The 15,804-nt window shown below is 38.2% G+C and carries 10 protein-coding genes; 6 read left to right on the forward strand and 4 right to left on the reverse strand.

All coding sequences use genetic code 11. The features are described from left to right. The first annotated feature begins 87 nt into the window (after positions 1-87). The 4 genes from mobC to GJU43_RS03785 all read left to right on the forward strand — a co-directional run bounded on the left by mobC (position 88) and on the right by GJU43_RS03785 (position 5,268). Positions 88-2,106 (forward strand): conjugal transfer protein MobC, encoded by a 2,019-nt coding sequence (gene mobC, locus GJU43_RS03770; protein WP_154339493.1) that lies wholly within the window; start codon positions 88-90, stop codon positions 2,104-2,106. A gap of 221 nt (positions 2,107-2,327) precedes the next feature. Further along, positions 2,328-3,482, forward strand: a complete 1,155-nt coding sequence (locus GJU43_RS03775) for a PD-(D/E)XK nuclease family protein (RefSeq protein ID WP_229654996.1) — start codon at positions 2,328-2,330, stop codon at positions 3,480-3,482. 154 nt (positions 3,483-3,636) lie between these two features. Continuing rightward, positions 3,637-4,428 (forward strand): phospholipase D-like domain-containing protein, encoded by a 792-nt coding sequence (locus tag GJU43_RS03780; protein ID WP_154339494.1) that lies wholly within the window; start codon positions 3,637-3,639, stop codon positions 4,426-4,428. 90 nt (positions 4,429-4,518) lie between these two features. Next, complete coding sequence (locus GJU43_RS03785; protein ID WP_154339495.1) at positions 4,519-5,268, forward strand: hypothetical protein; 750 nt, start codon at positions 4,519-4,521, stop codon at positions 5,266-5,268. 115 nt (positions 5,269-5,383) lie between these two features. Here GJU43_RS03785 and GJU43_RS03790 read toward each other — a convergent pair whose 3' ends face one another. Together GJU43_RS03790 and GJU43_RS03795 are read right to left on the reverse strand one after the other, a co-directional pair. Further along, complete coding sequence (locus GJU43_RS03790) at positions 5,384-10,753, reverse strand: N-6 DNA methylase (protein ID WP_154339496.1); 5,370 nt, start codon at positions 10,751-10,753, stop codon at positions 5,384-5,386. Then, entirely contained in the window at positions 10,740-11,177 is a 438-nt protein-coding gene (locus GJU43_RS03795) for a DUF1896 domain-containing protein (RefSeq protein ID WP_154339497.1), read from the reverse strand. The genes GJU43_RS03790 and GJU43_RS03795 overlap by 14 nt, the downstream gene beginning before the upstream one ends. Before the next feature lie 479 nt (positions 11,178-11,656). Here GJU43_RS03795 and GJU43_RS03800 point away from each other — a divergent pair, with 479 nt between their 5' ends. Both GJU43_RS03800 and GJU43_RS03805 read left to right on the forward strand, forming a co-directional pair. Continuing rightward, positions 11,657-12,487 carry a bifunctional 2-polyprenyl-6-hydroxyphenol methylase/3-demethylubiquinol 3-O-methyltransferase UbiG gene (locus GJU43_RS03800; RefSeq protein WP_154339498.1) on the forward strand — a complete coding sequence of 277 codons (831 nt, stop codon included), beginning with the start codon at positions 11,657-11,659 and terminating at the stop codon, positions 12,485-12,487. Then, positions 12,484-12,687 carry a hypothetical protein gene (locus GJU43_RS03805; protein WP_154339499.1) on the forward strand — a complete coding sequence of 68 codons (204 nt, stop codon included), beginning with the start codon at positions 12,484-12,486 and terminating at the stop codon, positions 12,685-12,687. Before GJU43_RS03800 ends, GJU43_RS03805 begins: the two co-directional genes overlap by 4 nt. A 148-nt stretch (positions 12,688-12,835) precedes the next feature. Here the strand turns inward: GJU43_RS03805 and GJU43_RS03810 are convergent, their stop codons facing one another. Together GJU43_RS03810 and GJU43_RS03815 are read right to left on the reverse strand one after the other, a co-directional pair. Next, positions 12,836-13,717, reverse strand: coding sequence for an ORF6N domain-containing protein (locus GJU43_RS03810; RefSeq protein ID WP_154339500.1), 882 nt, complete (start codon positions 13,715-13,717; stop codon positions 12,836-12,838). Next, positions 13,717-15,801, reverse strand: coding sequence for a type IA DNA topoisomerase (locus GJU43_RS03815; protein WP_154339501.1), 2,085 nt, complete (start codon positions 15,799-15,801; stop codon positions 13,717-13,719). The genes GJU43_RS03810 and GJU43_RS03815 overlap by 1 nt, the downstream gene beginning before the upstream one ends. Positions 15,802-15,804: the final 3 nt, after the last annotated feature.

The raw sequence follows: 15,804 nt of genomic DNA on the forward strand, positions 1-15,804 counted from the left end.
CTGCCCCGCAACGCCATTGACTTCCACATTCTTATAGTCAACCTGCACAGCTTTTAAATTCACGCCCGAACATTAAAAATTAAAATAATGCAGGGAGAAGATGATTTAAGAGGATTAGCCAAAATTATGGCTTTTATGCGGGCAGTAAGTATCCTATTGGTATTGATGCACCTTTATTGGTTTTGCTACGGTTACTTTATAGATCGCGGATGGACTTTAGAGCTAATCAACAAAATATTAGGCAATTTTCAGCGTACCGCGGGATTGTTTTCGCATACTTTATATACCAAAGTATTTGCCCTGGTATTATTGGCACTAAGCTGTTTGGGTTCAAAGGGAGTTAAACACCAGAAGATAACCTGGACCAAAATTTATACTGCTTTGGCGATTGGGTTTGCATTTTTTTTTCTGAATACACCTTTATTAAAGCTATCAGTAACTACCGCCACAATTCTTTATATTCTTACCACTGGTTTAGGGTATATTTCTTTAATGGTAGCCGGAGTCTGGATGAGCCGATTGCTTCGTAACAATCTCATGGACGACGTTTTCAACAATGAGAACGAAAGTTTTATGCAGGAAACTACATTGATGGAAAACGAATATTCTGTCAACCTTCCCACGAAGTTTTATTACAAAGGAAAATGGAACAATGGCTGGATTAATATAGTTAATCCTTTTCGGGCAACGATTGTGCTGGGTACTCCGGGTTCGGGAAAATCTTATGCAATCGTAAACAATTATATCAAACAACAGATCGAGAAAGGTTTTAGTATGTACATCTATGATTTCAAATTTGATGATCTTTCTACCATTGCCTTCAATCATTTAATGAAACATCGGGATAAGTACAAAGTGCAGCCTAAATTCTACGTTATCAACTTTGATGACCCACGCAAGAGCCACCGTTGCAATCCCCTTAATCCCGATTTCATGACAGATATCTCAGATGCTTACGAAGCTGCTTATACAATTATGCTGAACCTCAACAGGTCGTGGATACAGAAGCAAGGCGATTTCTTCGTCGAGAGCCCGATAATCCTTTTGGCAGCCATAATATGGTATCTGAAAATCTATGATGACGGCAAGTATTGTACATTCCCACACGCTATTGAACTCCTGAATAAAAAATATTCTGACGTATTTACCATTTTAACCTCATATCCCGATTTGGAAAACTATTTGTCGCCTTTTATGGATGCATGGCAGGGAGGCGCACAAGATCAATTACAGGGACAGATTGCATCTGCAAAAATTCCTCTATCAAGAATGATTTCGCCACAACTATATTGGGTCATGACAGGCGACGATTTTTCATTGGACATCAACAACCCTAAAGAGCCTAAGATATTATGCGTAGGTAATAATCCTGACCGCCAAAATATCTACTCTGCTGCACTGGGATTGTACAATTCACGTATCGTAAAACTCATTAACAAAAAGGGTCAATTGAAGAGTTCGGTTATCATAGACGAGCTGCCCACCATCTACTTTAGAGGGTTGGATAACCTTATTGCAACTGCCAGAAGTAATAAGGTGGCAGTATGTTTGGGCTTTCAGGATTATTCTCAGTTGACAAGGGATTATGGCGACAAAGAGAGCAAGGTAATTCAGAACACTGTAGGTAATATTTTTAGTGGCCAAGTGGTCGGCGAAACTGCAAAAAGCCTTTCGGAGCGATTCGGGAAAGTTTTACAGAAAAGGCAGAGTATGAGCATCAATCGCAACGACACATCGACTTCAATATCTACCCAATTGGACAGTCTTATACCGGCTTCCAAAATATCCACCTTGACACAAGGTTTTTTTGTTGGATCTGTATCGGACAATTTTGATGAACGTATCGAGCAGAAAATCTTCCATGCTGAAATTGTCGTGGATAATGAAAAGGTTGCCTCCGAAACTAAAGGATATCAAAAAATACCGGAAATCTTATCTTTTATTGACGAAAACGGGAAAGACAATATGAAGGAGGCAATCGAGGGCAATTACAGGCAGATAAAAACTGATATTGTACTGGTAATCGAAACCGAATTGGAACGTATAAAGAATGATCCCAATTTAAAGCATTTAGTACCAAAGGATGGTCATAAAGGAGATAAATAAAGCAAATATATGCACAGGTTATAAGCTGGCGAAGCAACCTTCTTATATTACAACCTTTTCAATGATTTATAAAAAGGGTATATTTACCACTAAAATAAACATAAAAAATTATTGAACAAATCCAACACGAATTAGTTGTATTTGTGACATTTAGTGAACATTACATACAAGTTCTGCGACATCCACTTAGACAGTGCAGCATATGGGTCAATAAATTTTACATGAAAAAAGATAATTCTATGGATATAGTAAACTTGCTAAATCAAGTCACGATTATAAACAAAAAAAATACAGAAATTTTAGACGCAACTGGTGGTCGATTTAATATGTTTCGGATATGTGGCGTTAATCATTATGAAAATACTCATTCTGCAATTATTTCTGAGTTTTTAAATCCTGTTGGAACACATGGATTAAAATCGAATTTATTAAAGTGCTTTATTGAATCACTTGGCGATTTTTTTGCAGTTAAAAATTTCAACGTTGAAAGCGCAAGAATTCATACCGAGCACTCAACACGACATGGGCGCATTGACATTCTAATCGAGGATAATCAGCATAATGCTATAATCATAGAAAATAAAATTTATGCAAAAGATCAGCCTGAACAATTAAAAAGATATGATAAGTATGCGCAAAAATATCGAAATGGCTACCAAATACTGTATCTGACATTATTTGGAGATCAAGCTTCTTTACAAAGTGGAGAGGGAATATCATATTTATCAATTTCATATAAAGACCATATAATTAAATGGTTGGAAGAATGTGTAGCAATTTCGTCGCGCCATCCTATTGTAAGAGAAACAATAATTCAATACATTAATCATATAAAGCAGCTAACCCACCAAGATATGAGCATAAAAAACGAAACTGAAATTACTGAAGTTCTATCTAAAATAGAAAATTTACGTGCTGCTAAAGTAATTTCACAAAATTACTCTGCAACGTTTAATTACCTTTCTGAAAAATACTTTAATCCTAAAATGAGAGAATTTGCATCGCAACAAGGATTGGAATATCAATTTGAATACAGCGAGGAATCATTTATAAAATTTTATTTAACAAAGTCGAGTTGGCATGGTAAATATTGGATAGGATTTACTTTTGAATCTAACAGGTGCTTCTACGGCCTATGTAATAATCCTAATGTTTATAGGATTCCCGACGAAACTAGAAAGAAAATTCACGAAGAGTTAGAAAGTTTAAATGTTGGTTCTTATAAAGAAAGTAATTGGTGGCCTTTCTATTCTTATTTTACAAATCTAACTCTCGATGTTTGGGAAAACGACATTATTAAGGACGACTATTTCTTCGATGATTGTAAGGAAAAAATTAAGCAGCTAATGATAGTAATAGAAAAAATAGGAATATAATTTCAATGGGCGATCGCTTAAAGACCGCTAACCAAAATTGCCGATTTTCGGTAATCGGAAGTTTCTTTTACACTTAGAACGTCGATCTTGGTAGAGAGAATTCAGTCCCCTTGGATTGGCAATTTCGATTAGGTGAAACCTTAACTACAACTTTATGACAACAGCAATCTTTAAAAGCATCAAAAAAAACATTGAATCGAATATTTATTCGGCGAAAGAATCGATTGTGGTTTCTGTTGCGTGGTTTACTAACAAGGATCTTTTAGGACAATTAAGCGACAAACTCGAAAATGGCTGCTCAGTTGAAATAATAATTAGTGATCATTTTGAAAACACAAGATTGTCTTTTGAAAGTTTTATTAAAAAAGGCGGTAAAGTTTTTATTTTACAAACACGAAGTGGAAAATTTTTACATGATAAATTTGCTATTTTTGATGGGGTCAAATTAATTGCTGGCTCTTATAATTGGACATATTCTGCGGAGCATTATAATCATGAATTTGTTATTCAAAGCGATGATTCACAACTTTTAAAGCAATTTTCTATTCGTTTCCGAAACCTTAAAGAAATCGTTACTAACTACGACAAATTAATTTTGAGTACAAATGACGCGCTTTTATCAGAAACAAAAGAAGATTCATTTTTAATGTTAGAGAATGAATTGCATGACGAACTAATTGCTTCTGTGGATTTATCAATAAAAGCTGGTGCAAAAATTAATAGATCAATTATCCTAAATCAGATTTACGATTATGGGGCTATTGGCGCCGCAAATCGTCTAATACAAGAAGGCACTGAGAAATTACATTCAGGATTAATAAAGATGTTTCATATTAACAGACTCGATCTCACAATTGAAAGTATAATTCAAAAGGATAAATATAGAGTTTTATTTTCTGACGAAATACTTTTAAAAGCCAAGCAAAGATTGGCACAATTACAATAAACAAAGAAAATTATATCTTAGCAGAGAATTCTGCTTCTTTTCCGCAAATGAAGTATGCAAGCAAAACTTTAGCCGTAATATGATTAGACTATGATGCATTATTGGACATTTCTTGCAATATTAATATCGCATTTTGGATTTTCTCAATGTGAGAATATTGACAAGCTAAAATTAGGTGGAACATATTTGTCCAAAACAAATAATTATATTCCTTTCGAGGTAAAATATAAAGATAGCATTTATCATGATAGTGTCAGCTATCCAAATGATATGTATGAAATCAAAAAATATTCAGATTTCATAATTTCCAAAGCAGAAGATTATATTGTGATGCGAGCCAATAGAAGTTTTTATAATAAATTGAAACTTTATGGAGTTGAGGTTAATTATCCTGAGTCGAACAGAATAAAGAATTATGATGATCAATCTTTATATGAACTTTCTAATTTTGAAGTTACGTACTGGATTATTTATACTTATGAAAATGATAAATTTCGATATGCTTTTGGTTTAGAATTCAATAAGGACGGAAAAATGATTTCTGAAAACAAATTTCCTGATTACGCCAAAAATAAAAATTTTGAAAATTTTATAAATCCATGCAACGCTTTACAGTTGGTAGAAAACAAAAAGCGGTTTAAAAACAAAAAAGTGGATTTCATCGAATTGGCTTATTTAGACGAAAGAAATTCATTTTGCTGGCTCATTCAGGAGAAATTGGAAATTGAAAAACTTGGCATTTCAAAATACTCGCTTGATATGTATTATATAAATGCAAATAGCAACAAACTAGAGACCATTAAAAAGAAAAAGGGAAGTGTGATTGCATGTGGAATTTAAGTATTAAACTTGGTTTTATTATTTCTACCACCCTAAGTAAATTAGCTAGCTTTAAAAATGTAATTACTTAACAGCAATTGCCTTAAGTATTTCATCCGAAGTTAATTAGCTGTTTTCAAGCCTTTAAGCGCGCAGCAGACCTTTCCTGCACCTGAAAACCATCAACCTCAATTGTTTCGTTCTGCTCTTTATATTCGGGAGTAATAGATAATTGTATTTTCCTCTCAATAGCAGCAAGTTCCGTTTTGAATTCACTCAATCGGCTTTCCTTAGACCACGTACCGTTAATCACTTCCTGAAGAACAGGCAGGTCTTTTTGTATTTCAACAATCTTCTTTTTTTCCTGTTCGATATAGCCTGGTAATTTCTCCAGTGCGTTAAAGAAGTTCATAGCTGCCAGCTTTTCATCTTTGGCGATGATACCATTGTTGTAGGTATATTTAATTTTGCCCTCTCCTTGTATCAAAAATCGGTTTACCCGTATATCCACTCCCTCTTTTTCGGATATTTCTGTTTTGACCAAAAGCGTAAATCCGTACAGCGTACCGATTTCTTCATACTGTCCTCCGGTACGGGCTTTCTCTGCAAGCTCGTTGAGCTTGGCACCGATTTGTTTATTATCAGCATTGGAAGGTAAACTGTCCAATCGCAAAGGATTTTCGATAGTACCGTCCGAACATTTTTGTATGCGCTCTTGTAAGTTTTCCCAATCAAGGCTCATTCGGTTAAAACGGGATTGGGCACTTTCAAGTAATTCCGTAAAATCCTGCAGCTTGTATTTGGCACTGAACTTAGAACGGTTAAACGCCTGCTTTTCGCTTTCCAACCCTCCAATCTGTTTTTCCAGTTTGGCTTTATCCAACAGGTCGGTATTTCCCGAAAGAATGGCCACGTATTCCGAGAAGTTCATTCCTGATTTTTCGTCCATACTGCCTTCGTCAATAGTCCGTTTGCCCAGATTGTTGTTTTTTAACTGGTCTATAAATAGCTGTTTATTGTACAACAGGTTAAACTTATAGCTGTCCAGTGATTTTTCTACTGCATAGATAATGACATCTACTTTGTTATCGGCAAAGAACTTAGCAATCTCATTGCCTTTTCGGACTGCCCGTCCGTCGCGTTGCGCAAGGTCACTTGGTCGCCACGGCGTATCTAGATGGTGAACGGCAATGGCTCTTTTTTGTGCATTTACACCGGTTCCTAACATACTTGTTGAACCAAAAAGTACACGGATTTTTCCCTCGTTCATTCCCTTGATCTGTTCCTTACGCTGCTTATCGGTCTTGGCTTCCTGTATAAACCGGACTTCATGTGCAGGTATGCCGTGGTCTTCCACGAGCTTGCGTTTGATTTCGGAATACACATTCCATTCTCCCGGCTTGTAAGTTCCCAGATCCGAAAAAACGAACTGCGTTCCTTTCTGTGCGTTGTATCGGTTGTAATATTTGGCAATGTTTACCGCACAATGCGAAGCCTTGTTATCGGGGTGGTCATCATATAGGCCGTTTACCATACGCATATCCAGCGACATCTTACGGGCATAATCTGTGGCAATGAGCATTTTCGCTTTCTCTTCCGATTGGGATAGCGGAGCTCTTCCCAGTAAAGTAGCATTTCCCGATTTGGCAAACTCCATTAGCTTTTTGATAAAATCTTCCTGGTCTGGAGTAGGTGGTATATTATACAATACCTCGTTCTTATTGGGCCGGTCAATACCTATATCTTTTGCCGTGCGGTAATCCGTGATTTCCGAATAGAATTGGGCTAGCTCCGGCACTTTGATAAAGTATCGGAAACGTTCTTTCGCTACAATATTGTTAGCCACCGAAAATTCATAATCAGTCGTTTTCCTTGCATAGATAGCCGCCCACGCATCAAAAGAGTGAATGCCTTGTTTTTCCATTGCTCGTGGTCGCAGGTATTTGAACAGCAGGTACAGCTCAGTTAATGAATTGCTGATAGTTGTACCCGAAAGAAAGGTTGCTCCCATATCAGTATTGATGCGTTCCTGAATAGTACGGATAGCAAACAAAAGGTTCATTGCCTTTTGGCTTCCGTCCACATTACCCAATCCGGCAACCCTTGTATGTCTTGTGTTGAACATCAGGTTTTTAAATTGATGGCTTTCATCCACGAACAAATGGTCAATGCCCATCATCTTAAAGTCCACTACATCATCTTTGCGGTTTTCAATATCGTGCTGCAGGGTTTTGAGTTTGACCTCAAGGTTTTCTTTCCGCTTGATTACTCCGGCAAGCATCCCCCTTGTAACTTCCTTGCCTTGCGATTGCAATGCATCTATGTTACGCTCTACGCTGTCCAATTCTATTTCGAGTATTTCCTTTTGTATTTCGGGCGATTGCGGTATCATACCGAATTGGTCATGTGTCAGGATAACACAATCCCAATCGTTATTTTTAATATCCCCGAAAATCCGCATCCGTTTTTGCGGCGTAAAGTCTTCTTTTCCAGGAAACAGAATTTTAGCGTGTGGATAGGCAGTACGGTAAGCTTCGGCAATTTCGTGAACATTGCTTTTTAGCCCGATAATCATAGGCTTATTGGCTAGTCCCAAACGCTTCATTTCCTGTGCAGCCGCGCACATTACGAGCGTTTTTCCTGCGCCTACTTCGTGGTCGCAGATCGCACCGTTGTTAAGCTTTATCATCCAAACGGTGTCCTTTTGGCTCGAATACAAATCTTCGATGCCCAATGCTTTTCGGTCCAGTCCCGGAAAATCCTGATGGCTTCCATCATAGTTTGGTCGGACGAAACAGTTAAACGTATCGTTGTATTGCCCCGTCAGCCTGTTCTTAAACTCATCGTTTTGGGCGTGAAGCCAGTCGGTAAAGGCGGCACGGATTTCATCGATCTTGGTGTTGGCCATTTGTATGGCTTCCATATCCCGTACCTTGAACTCCTGGTCGCCAACCATTATTTTTTTGGTAATGTCCGGTGTGGTATTGACAAGGGCGTGTTTGAGAAGAGTAATCCCGTCAAAGTTCCGGCTTTCGGCTTTGACAGCATATTTTTCCCATATATGCAAATTCCCCTGATGGCATTTTACCGAAAAGTCATCGGAGCTTTCCGAGTAATTTATAAGTACATCTGCATCGAAAAGATGTGAAGCAAAACGGGCATAAAGGCCTGTAGGTATCCAGCGTTCGCCCAAATTAAAATCGAGTTCCTCAAATTCGATACGTCTTGGTCGGGCTTCATCCAAAACGGTGAGGCTTGCTTGGGCTTGGCTGTCTTCAGGATTGTTTTCGAGGTAGGCTTTGACCTCTTGGGCTTTTTCAACTACGTTGCCTGCAATCCAGCGTTCGGATATTTCATATTCCTTTTGAAGGGGATTGTAATAAATACGACCGTGTAATGCTTCTTTCAGGTCGTCGTCCGTCATACTGCTGATTTCAGACATATAGTCCAAATTCACAGTTCCGTATTTGTTCAGCGAAGCAGCCAGCGCTTCTTCGGGATTATCCGTTGCTATTGCTAAGGTGGAGAAACTTACAGGACGGCTGAATATATCGGCCTTATGTACAACACCGCCAACGACACGTTCCAAATAAGGGATTTCCTTGCCGGAGTTATCCGTTTTGATGAGCTTGATATTATCGGCATTATTAAGGCTGCCGTACCTTTTGACAAAAGAATCGTAAAGGCGGTTAAGGTTTTCCCTTTCTTCTTTTTGTTCAGTCTGAAACGTTGCCTCCTTATTGTAAAGCTGTTGGTAAACATCACGTACAGCTATGTACGCTTCGGCTCTTGCTTTCTGTAAAGGTGGCAGATGCAAAGGGTGGAAAACCGCCACGCCCTCTGATGTATCTACATCTTGCAGATGACCGACCCAGCCATTATTTGCAACAAGGCAGTCGTTACGATGGAACGATTGCACCTCGCTACTGTACGGAGCAGGTTTGGGAATAACTGACGTATCAGTTGGATTATTACCGCTTGTACTCGAAAACAGGTCGTCGATAGCTTCCTGTTTTTTATCTTCGGCTGAGGTATTTCCATTGGTAAGAGTTGGCGTGTACGGTTGCTGCATCGCACTGAAAAGGTCAGTTTGGCGACCTATCGCACGGCTGTTTTTTTTAGTACTTTGCTTTTTGACTTTGGGAGTTCCTTTATTTGGAACAGCTAACATTACAGGTTCGTCCACATTTTCAAACAGGTCAAAAATGCTTAACTGCTTTAATTCCTGCAGGCTTTCCCGATTGGTTACAGGAGTTGGTACAGATAGCGACTTTTGTATAATGCTCACGGGTTCGACAACTGCTGGTGTAGCCGTTGTTTGAGTAGGGGTCTTTGTTGTAGGTCCTGCGTTACTTTCTCCTTTATACAAACCAAAATTCAAATGCATTCCCAAATCGTCGGAAAGCATTTGCTTCAAGTCTTTGGCAATTCCCTCAAGGCCGTCTTTATGCGTATAGATTAATGCAGGTTGCCCATAGGCGTCGGTATCTAATTTACGTTCGGTATGCACAATTCTTGTACTGTCCTGAAAGAGTGCATTGCCCGGTGTGTTGTATTCTGTCTGCATGCTTTGGCAAAACAGATCTTCCCTTTGGGTCAGGCCTTGCTTTGCCCTATTCTTTTGCAGGATAATCAAATCACTTCCAACTGCTGTTCCGGCGTAATCTGTAAACAGGTTGTTGGGCAAGCGAACAACCGAAATCAGATTATTATCCTGCATGAGCGTCCTGCGTATAGGCTCATTGTTCTGGCTGTTGAGAATGCCCTGCGAGGTAATGTAAGCCAGCAGACCACCCTCACGGAGCATATCAGTACCTTTGAGAAAAAAGTAATTGTGAACGCTTCGGGCTGCCTGTACTTTTGCACTGTCCTTGCTTCGTGAATAGGAAAGGTCGAAAACGGAAGTGTCTCCAAAAGGGATGTTACTGGCTATTACATCATAGCTGTTTTGTTCCTTTTCGGGGATTTCTTCAAAACCGGAAATACGGATATTGCTTTCAGGATAAAGCTGTTTTAAGATCTTGCCTGTGAGCAGATCTTTTTCGTAAGCAGTAACATTGGCTTTTTGATTTTCTGAAAAGGATTGTATGAATGAGCCGACACCGGCAGAGGGTTCGAGGAATTTATCAATGTTCAGACCGCTTTCACGCAAGGTTACGGAAATCGCATTAATGACCTGTGACGGAGTATAAAAAGCCGTCAGAACGGAGCTTTTCATACTATCAACATATCTGCGGTATTGCTTTTCGTCTTCTAAATTTTCTTTGAGTAGCTGGTGGAGTTCGCGGGTGATCGGGAAAAGGTCGTGTTCGGTTTTTCTCCAATTATTGATGTCAATTTCATTCGCTATAGGGTTCAACACGAATTTAAGACCGCCAAATCCGCTGTATTGCATCATTAGAAGTCTTTCGCCTACGGTGGCTTGTCGTTTCTCCTTTTCCAGTTTAAAAGCAATTCGCAGGGCATCAATGTTCTGTTGGAGATGCTGCTTTTTACTGAAGCCCATGTTTCTGTATCCATATTGAGATGGTTCCCGTTATTTCGGTATAGAGCAGGTCAAACTCATAACTGTACGCGAAGTCATCGGTTAGCTCGTATCTGGAAAAAACAGGCGTGCAGACAGGAAACATTTTAAGGGCAAATGGTTGCAGTTCCTCGTCTGCCATAATAGTATCAAACTCATTGCAGACAACCTGAAAAACAGTGTCAAACCTGGAGAAATAGAGGTTTTCAAACAGGATGTAATTTGCTATTTCACTGCATTGCTCAATAGTGTTTCCCGAACTAAATGCGCCCTCATAAGCATTGGCTGCCCACGAGGAACGCTGTTCAATAAACTTTTGGTCATTAGTTTTTTCGGGGAAGCTGATATTTAATAATTCTTGCAGTCGTAATCTGAAATACGATAAGTCTTTTCGCTGAGTATCCATACTGTAATTTTGTTTAGAATTGGCATGATGCCTAAAATTATAGCACTAGATAATAGCCTTTACTGAAGTTGAATGCTTTGGCTTTGCGTGGCAGGATTTGGCGCAAAGAGATTAGTTGTGAAAAATTTAATTTGTATTTTTGTGGTTGACAAATAAGCTTTCAAGCTTGCTCATAAAATATACGCATTGCTTATATTTAAGGCTACCTTGCAATAAAAAAACTTGAACTCTGAAAAAATTAATTCAGAATCTCTATCTTTGTAGTCTGATTTACTAATTAACATATTATCTGTGTCTTTCTCAAAAAGACAAGCTCGACAAAACGAGCTATTAATGCATAGAATCTTCTAATTCTTTAATGCACAGATAATCGTATCCAGTTATTTTATCCAATCTTAAACAAAAACAATTGATTACAAATCGATTGCTTCATCACTTTGCATTGTGTCCAATATGTGATGATAATACAATGATTAAAAATGAATAGTAAACAGTTAATAAGCAGAAATATAGAAGTTTTTTATAATAATGCATCAGAAGAAACCAGACTTGATAAAGGAATGGGCATATTTGAATTTGAAAGAATTAAATCACTCATAGAAAAATATATTCCATCTTCGCATTCAATAATAATAGATGTTGGTGGTGGTACAGGAAAGTATTCAGAATGGCTTGCAGAAAAAGGACATCAAGTTCATTTAATAGAACCAGTACCAAAACATATTAGATTAGCCCAAAATAGAGCGAATAAATTAAAAAATAAATTTTCCGTACAATTGGGCGAATCTCGAAAATTAGATTTTAAAAATAATTTTGCCGACTTAATAATACTTCACGGACCACTTTATCACCTTCAAAAAAAAGAAGACAGAGATTTAACCATTTGTGAAGCTAAAAGAGTTCTAAATAATAACGGAATTATATTAGCTTTTGCCATTAATTATACTGCATCAACTTTGGTCGGTCTTTTAAATGGTCTAATTCATAAAAATTCATTTTTTGAAATGTGCAGAGAAGAATTAACATCAGGAATACACAATCCACCTGATGATTTCCCTTGGCTTTTAGCAGAAGCATATTATCATAAACCTGAACAACTAAAAGACGAGTTTATAAATCAAGAATTAACCCATATTAATACTTATGCAGTTGAGGGAATGGCTTGGTTGGATAAAGAATACTTTGCAAATATGATGAATGACAAAAAGAAAAAAACATTATTAGAACTTATTAAAATCACAGAAAATGACAGTTATCTTTTACCTTTTAGCCCACATATGATGATAGCTGTTCAAAAAAATAACCTATGAAAATTAAAGAAGTATATTATAAAGCATTAATCGAAAATAATGGTCAACTAAATGAAATTGACCTTGGTGAAAAATTTGGACTTAATGAAGAAGAAACAAGAGAAATAATTGTACAGCTTCTATCTGAACATAAAATCGAATATGTCGAATATAGGTCTTGCAATTACAGATTGAACAAACTCAATAAAAGAAAAAAATAACTGTAGCTAACACCTTAATAATTACTTGTTTTAATGCTAAACAAAGGGAATTACTGTTTTGCTACATCTGATTTTTCTTCAGAAAACACTCGTACAACTTATTATTAAAGATCAATTCAAAACTAAACCCTCTTAATAGTCAGAGGGTTTATTGTTTATACAAGATTTGTAACATCCTTCCAACCTCAATATCCATTCTCGAAAAGGCAAACCATTTCTTGCCCAGGTCTTTGAGTGATGCTCCGATATGGTAAAGCTCCGTATCGTCAATTATCATAAAGCGGTCGTGAGCATTTGAAAATAATTCAACTTCAATGCGAGGATATTGGCTGTTGTACCGTTGCATATCCAACCGTAATTGATTGCTTATGCTTTTGGTATAAATTGTTGCGGTTACATTGTCGCTTCGCTTGCCCAATAAGGTTAATACCGTGTCATCCACATAATTATCCAGCAGGATGATGGAGCTTTGAGCACTTCGGATAATATCGGACACAAAGGCATAGGCATCAAAAATCTGCCCATTGTAGAAAATCCCTTTTTCGCTGTGGAGCTTATCGCTTTCCAAAGCCTTAAAAATCTCTTCAAATTTTTGGTCGGATTCGGATTGCTTCATTTCAATGTTATCCAAACGATAAAATAGGGAGGCATTGCTGATAAGCACTCTTCGCATTTCCACAAAGGCTTCCATAATTTCAACACTGACTTTAACGGCTATATCAGAACGAAGTATAGCAGAAGCCATTGCGACCCCTTGTTCCGTAAAAACATAGGGTAAATAACGTCTTCCGCCGTAGCTTAAACTTGAGGTTCCAATTTGGAACCTCAAGTTTTCAATGTCCTCTTCGGTCAGTTGAAAGCAGAAAGAAGCAGGAAACCTTTCAATATTTCTTTTTACGGCTTTGTTGAGGTTCTTTGTTTCCACCTGATATAAGGAAGCGAGGTCGCTATCCAGCATCACTTGCTTTCCACGTATGGAATAAATCAGATTTCTGATTTCCATTGTGCTAATGGTAGGCTTATTTTCCATTACTTTTTGTAGATTTTATTTTTGTCAAACTCAAAGGAAGTTTCGGCTTTGTCATTCAATACGATATACGCATCGAATTTTTTACCTGCCTTGCTTTTCATTCCCTTGATAAGGGAAGTTTTGCCTTTATTGACAAGGTTTTCAATATCGGCAGTGCCGATTTGTACGCCACACACGTTGCGGAACTGCACCCAACTGCAAACTTCGTCAGGACATTTGACAATCTTATCCCGGATAACGAGCTGTTGGCTTTTACATTTCGGGCAAATGAGTTGTGGTAGGTTATTTTGAGCAATGGAAGTCTGCAACAATTCAGTGGTAATAGATGAGGCATAAATTTCCATTTCTTTTTGAAATGCCGTTGCATCCGTTTCGTTGTTCTCGATTTTCTGCAATGCGAGTTCCCACTGGGCTGTCATTGCCACATCTGCTATTTTTTGGTCTTTAACCAATTCATATACCTGCAGTCCTTTTTCTGTTGGTATCAAGGATTTATTATCCCTTTGGATATATTTACGGGTAAACAACGTTTCAATTATCGCAGCTCTTGTCGCCGGGGTTCCGATACCAATATTTTGCAAGACTTTGCGTTCGTCTGCATTTTCAATTTCTTTTCCGGCACTTTCCATAGCCGACAAAAGGCCTGCTTCGGTATAAAGTACAGGCGGTTTGGTTTTCTTCTCCAAAACGCAAGCTTCTTTTATTTTAAGATCATCTCCTTTTTTCAACTGGGGCAAATCCTGTACCGATTCTGTATCATCATCGGAGAAACTGCCTTTAATGGAACGCCAGCCCGCTTCTATAATCTTACAGCCTTTTGCGGTAAAATCATAATGCAATACCTGTAAACCGACATCCGTTAACTCTTTGACGCAGGCCCCGGAAATGGCTTCGAGTAATCGAAAGGCAATCATATCATAAACCGCATTTTCCTTTGCATTAAGCGCTGATGGGATTTTATCAGTAATTAATAATCCATGATGGTCCGTAACACGCAAATCGTTCACGATACGTTTATTAAAACGACCCCATTTCACTTGAGATAGGGTTTGTTTAATGTTTTCTCTGTTTTGTAAAGCTCTTACAAGAATGGGAATTTCTGCCCACATATCTTCAGGAATGTATTTGCTTCCTGTACGTGGGTATGTAATAAACTTTTTTTCGTAAAGACTTTGGGAAATGTTGAGGGTTTCTTCAGCAGAAAGGTTCAATTTTTTGTTAGCTTCTTTCTGCAAGCCAGTAAGATCGAACAATAAAGGTGGTTGTTCAGTAACGCTTTTGGTTTCTACCGATGTAACTACTGCCGTTTCGCTGCGCTGAATGGCTTTAAGCGTATCGCCGCTAAGTTTTTTGTCTTCCCATTTGATTTTTGAGGTACTTTTAAAATTTATAAGCTCTTTGTTATGTGACAATTGTACCTGCCAATAATTTTTTACAGCGAAACTTCTGTTATCCAAATAGCGTTTGCATATTAAAGCCAGTGTAGGTGTCTGCACTCTTCCGAGTGAATAAACCCCATTGGCTGCTGCTATCGAGAGTGCTTGTGTAGCATTTATACCTACTAGCCAGTCGGCGCGGCTTCTGCCTTGCGCGGCCTGATATAATCCGTCAAATGCTGTCCCACCTTTGAGATTGTCAAAACCTTGTTTAATGGCTTTTTCAGTAAGCGAGCTAATCCAAAGCCGTTCAAAGGGTTTGTTGCATTTCAGGTATTCGTAAATGTACCTGAAAATGAGTTCGCCTTCACGTCCCGCATCGGTGGCTACGATAATGCATTTGCTTTTGTTGAAGAGCTGTTCAATGATTTTCAGTTGCTTTAATGCACTTGTATCTGCAGAGTAGCCTTTATCTTTTTTGACCTTTCGGACAGTCAGTAAAAAAGGGTTTGGGAGTATAGGCAGTGACGCTTTGTCAAATCCCGTGATCCCGTAATCTTCGGGCATGCCCAATCCAATGAGATGGCCTAGTGCCCAAGTAACAAAATAGCCGTTACCTGTCAGGTAACCGTCCTTTTTCTCGGATGCGCCCAATAAGCCGGCTATTTCCCTTGCTACGCTTGGTTTTTCTGCAATTATAGTTTTCATACA

The sequence above is a fragment of the Flavobacterium sp. LC2016-23 genome (assembly GCF_009674775.1).
Classification (GTDB): Bacteria; Bacteroidota; Bacteroidia; order Flavobacteriales; family Flavobacteriaceae; genus Flavobacterium.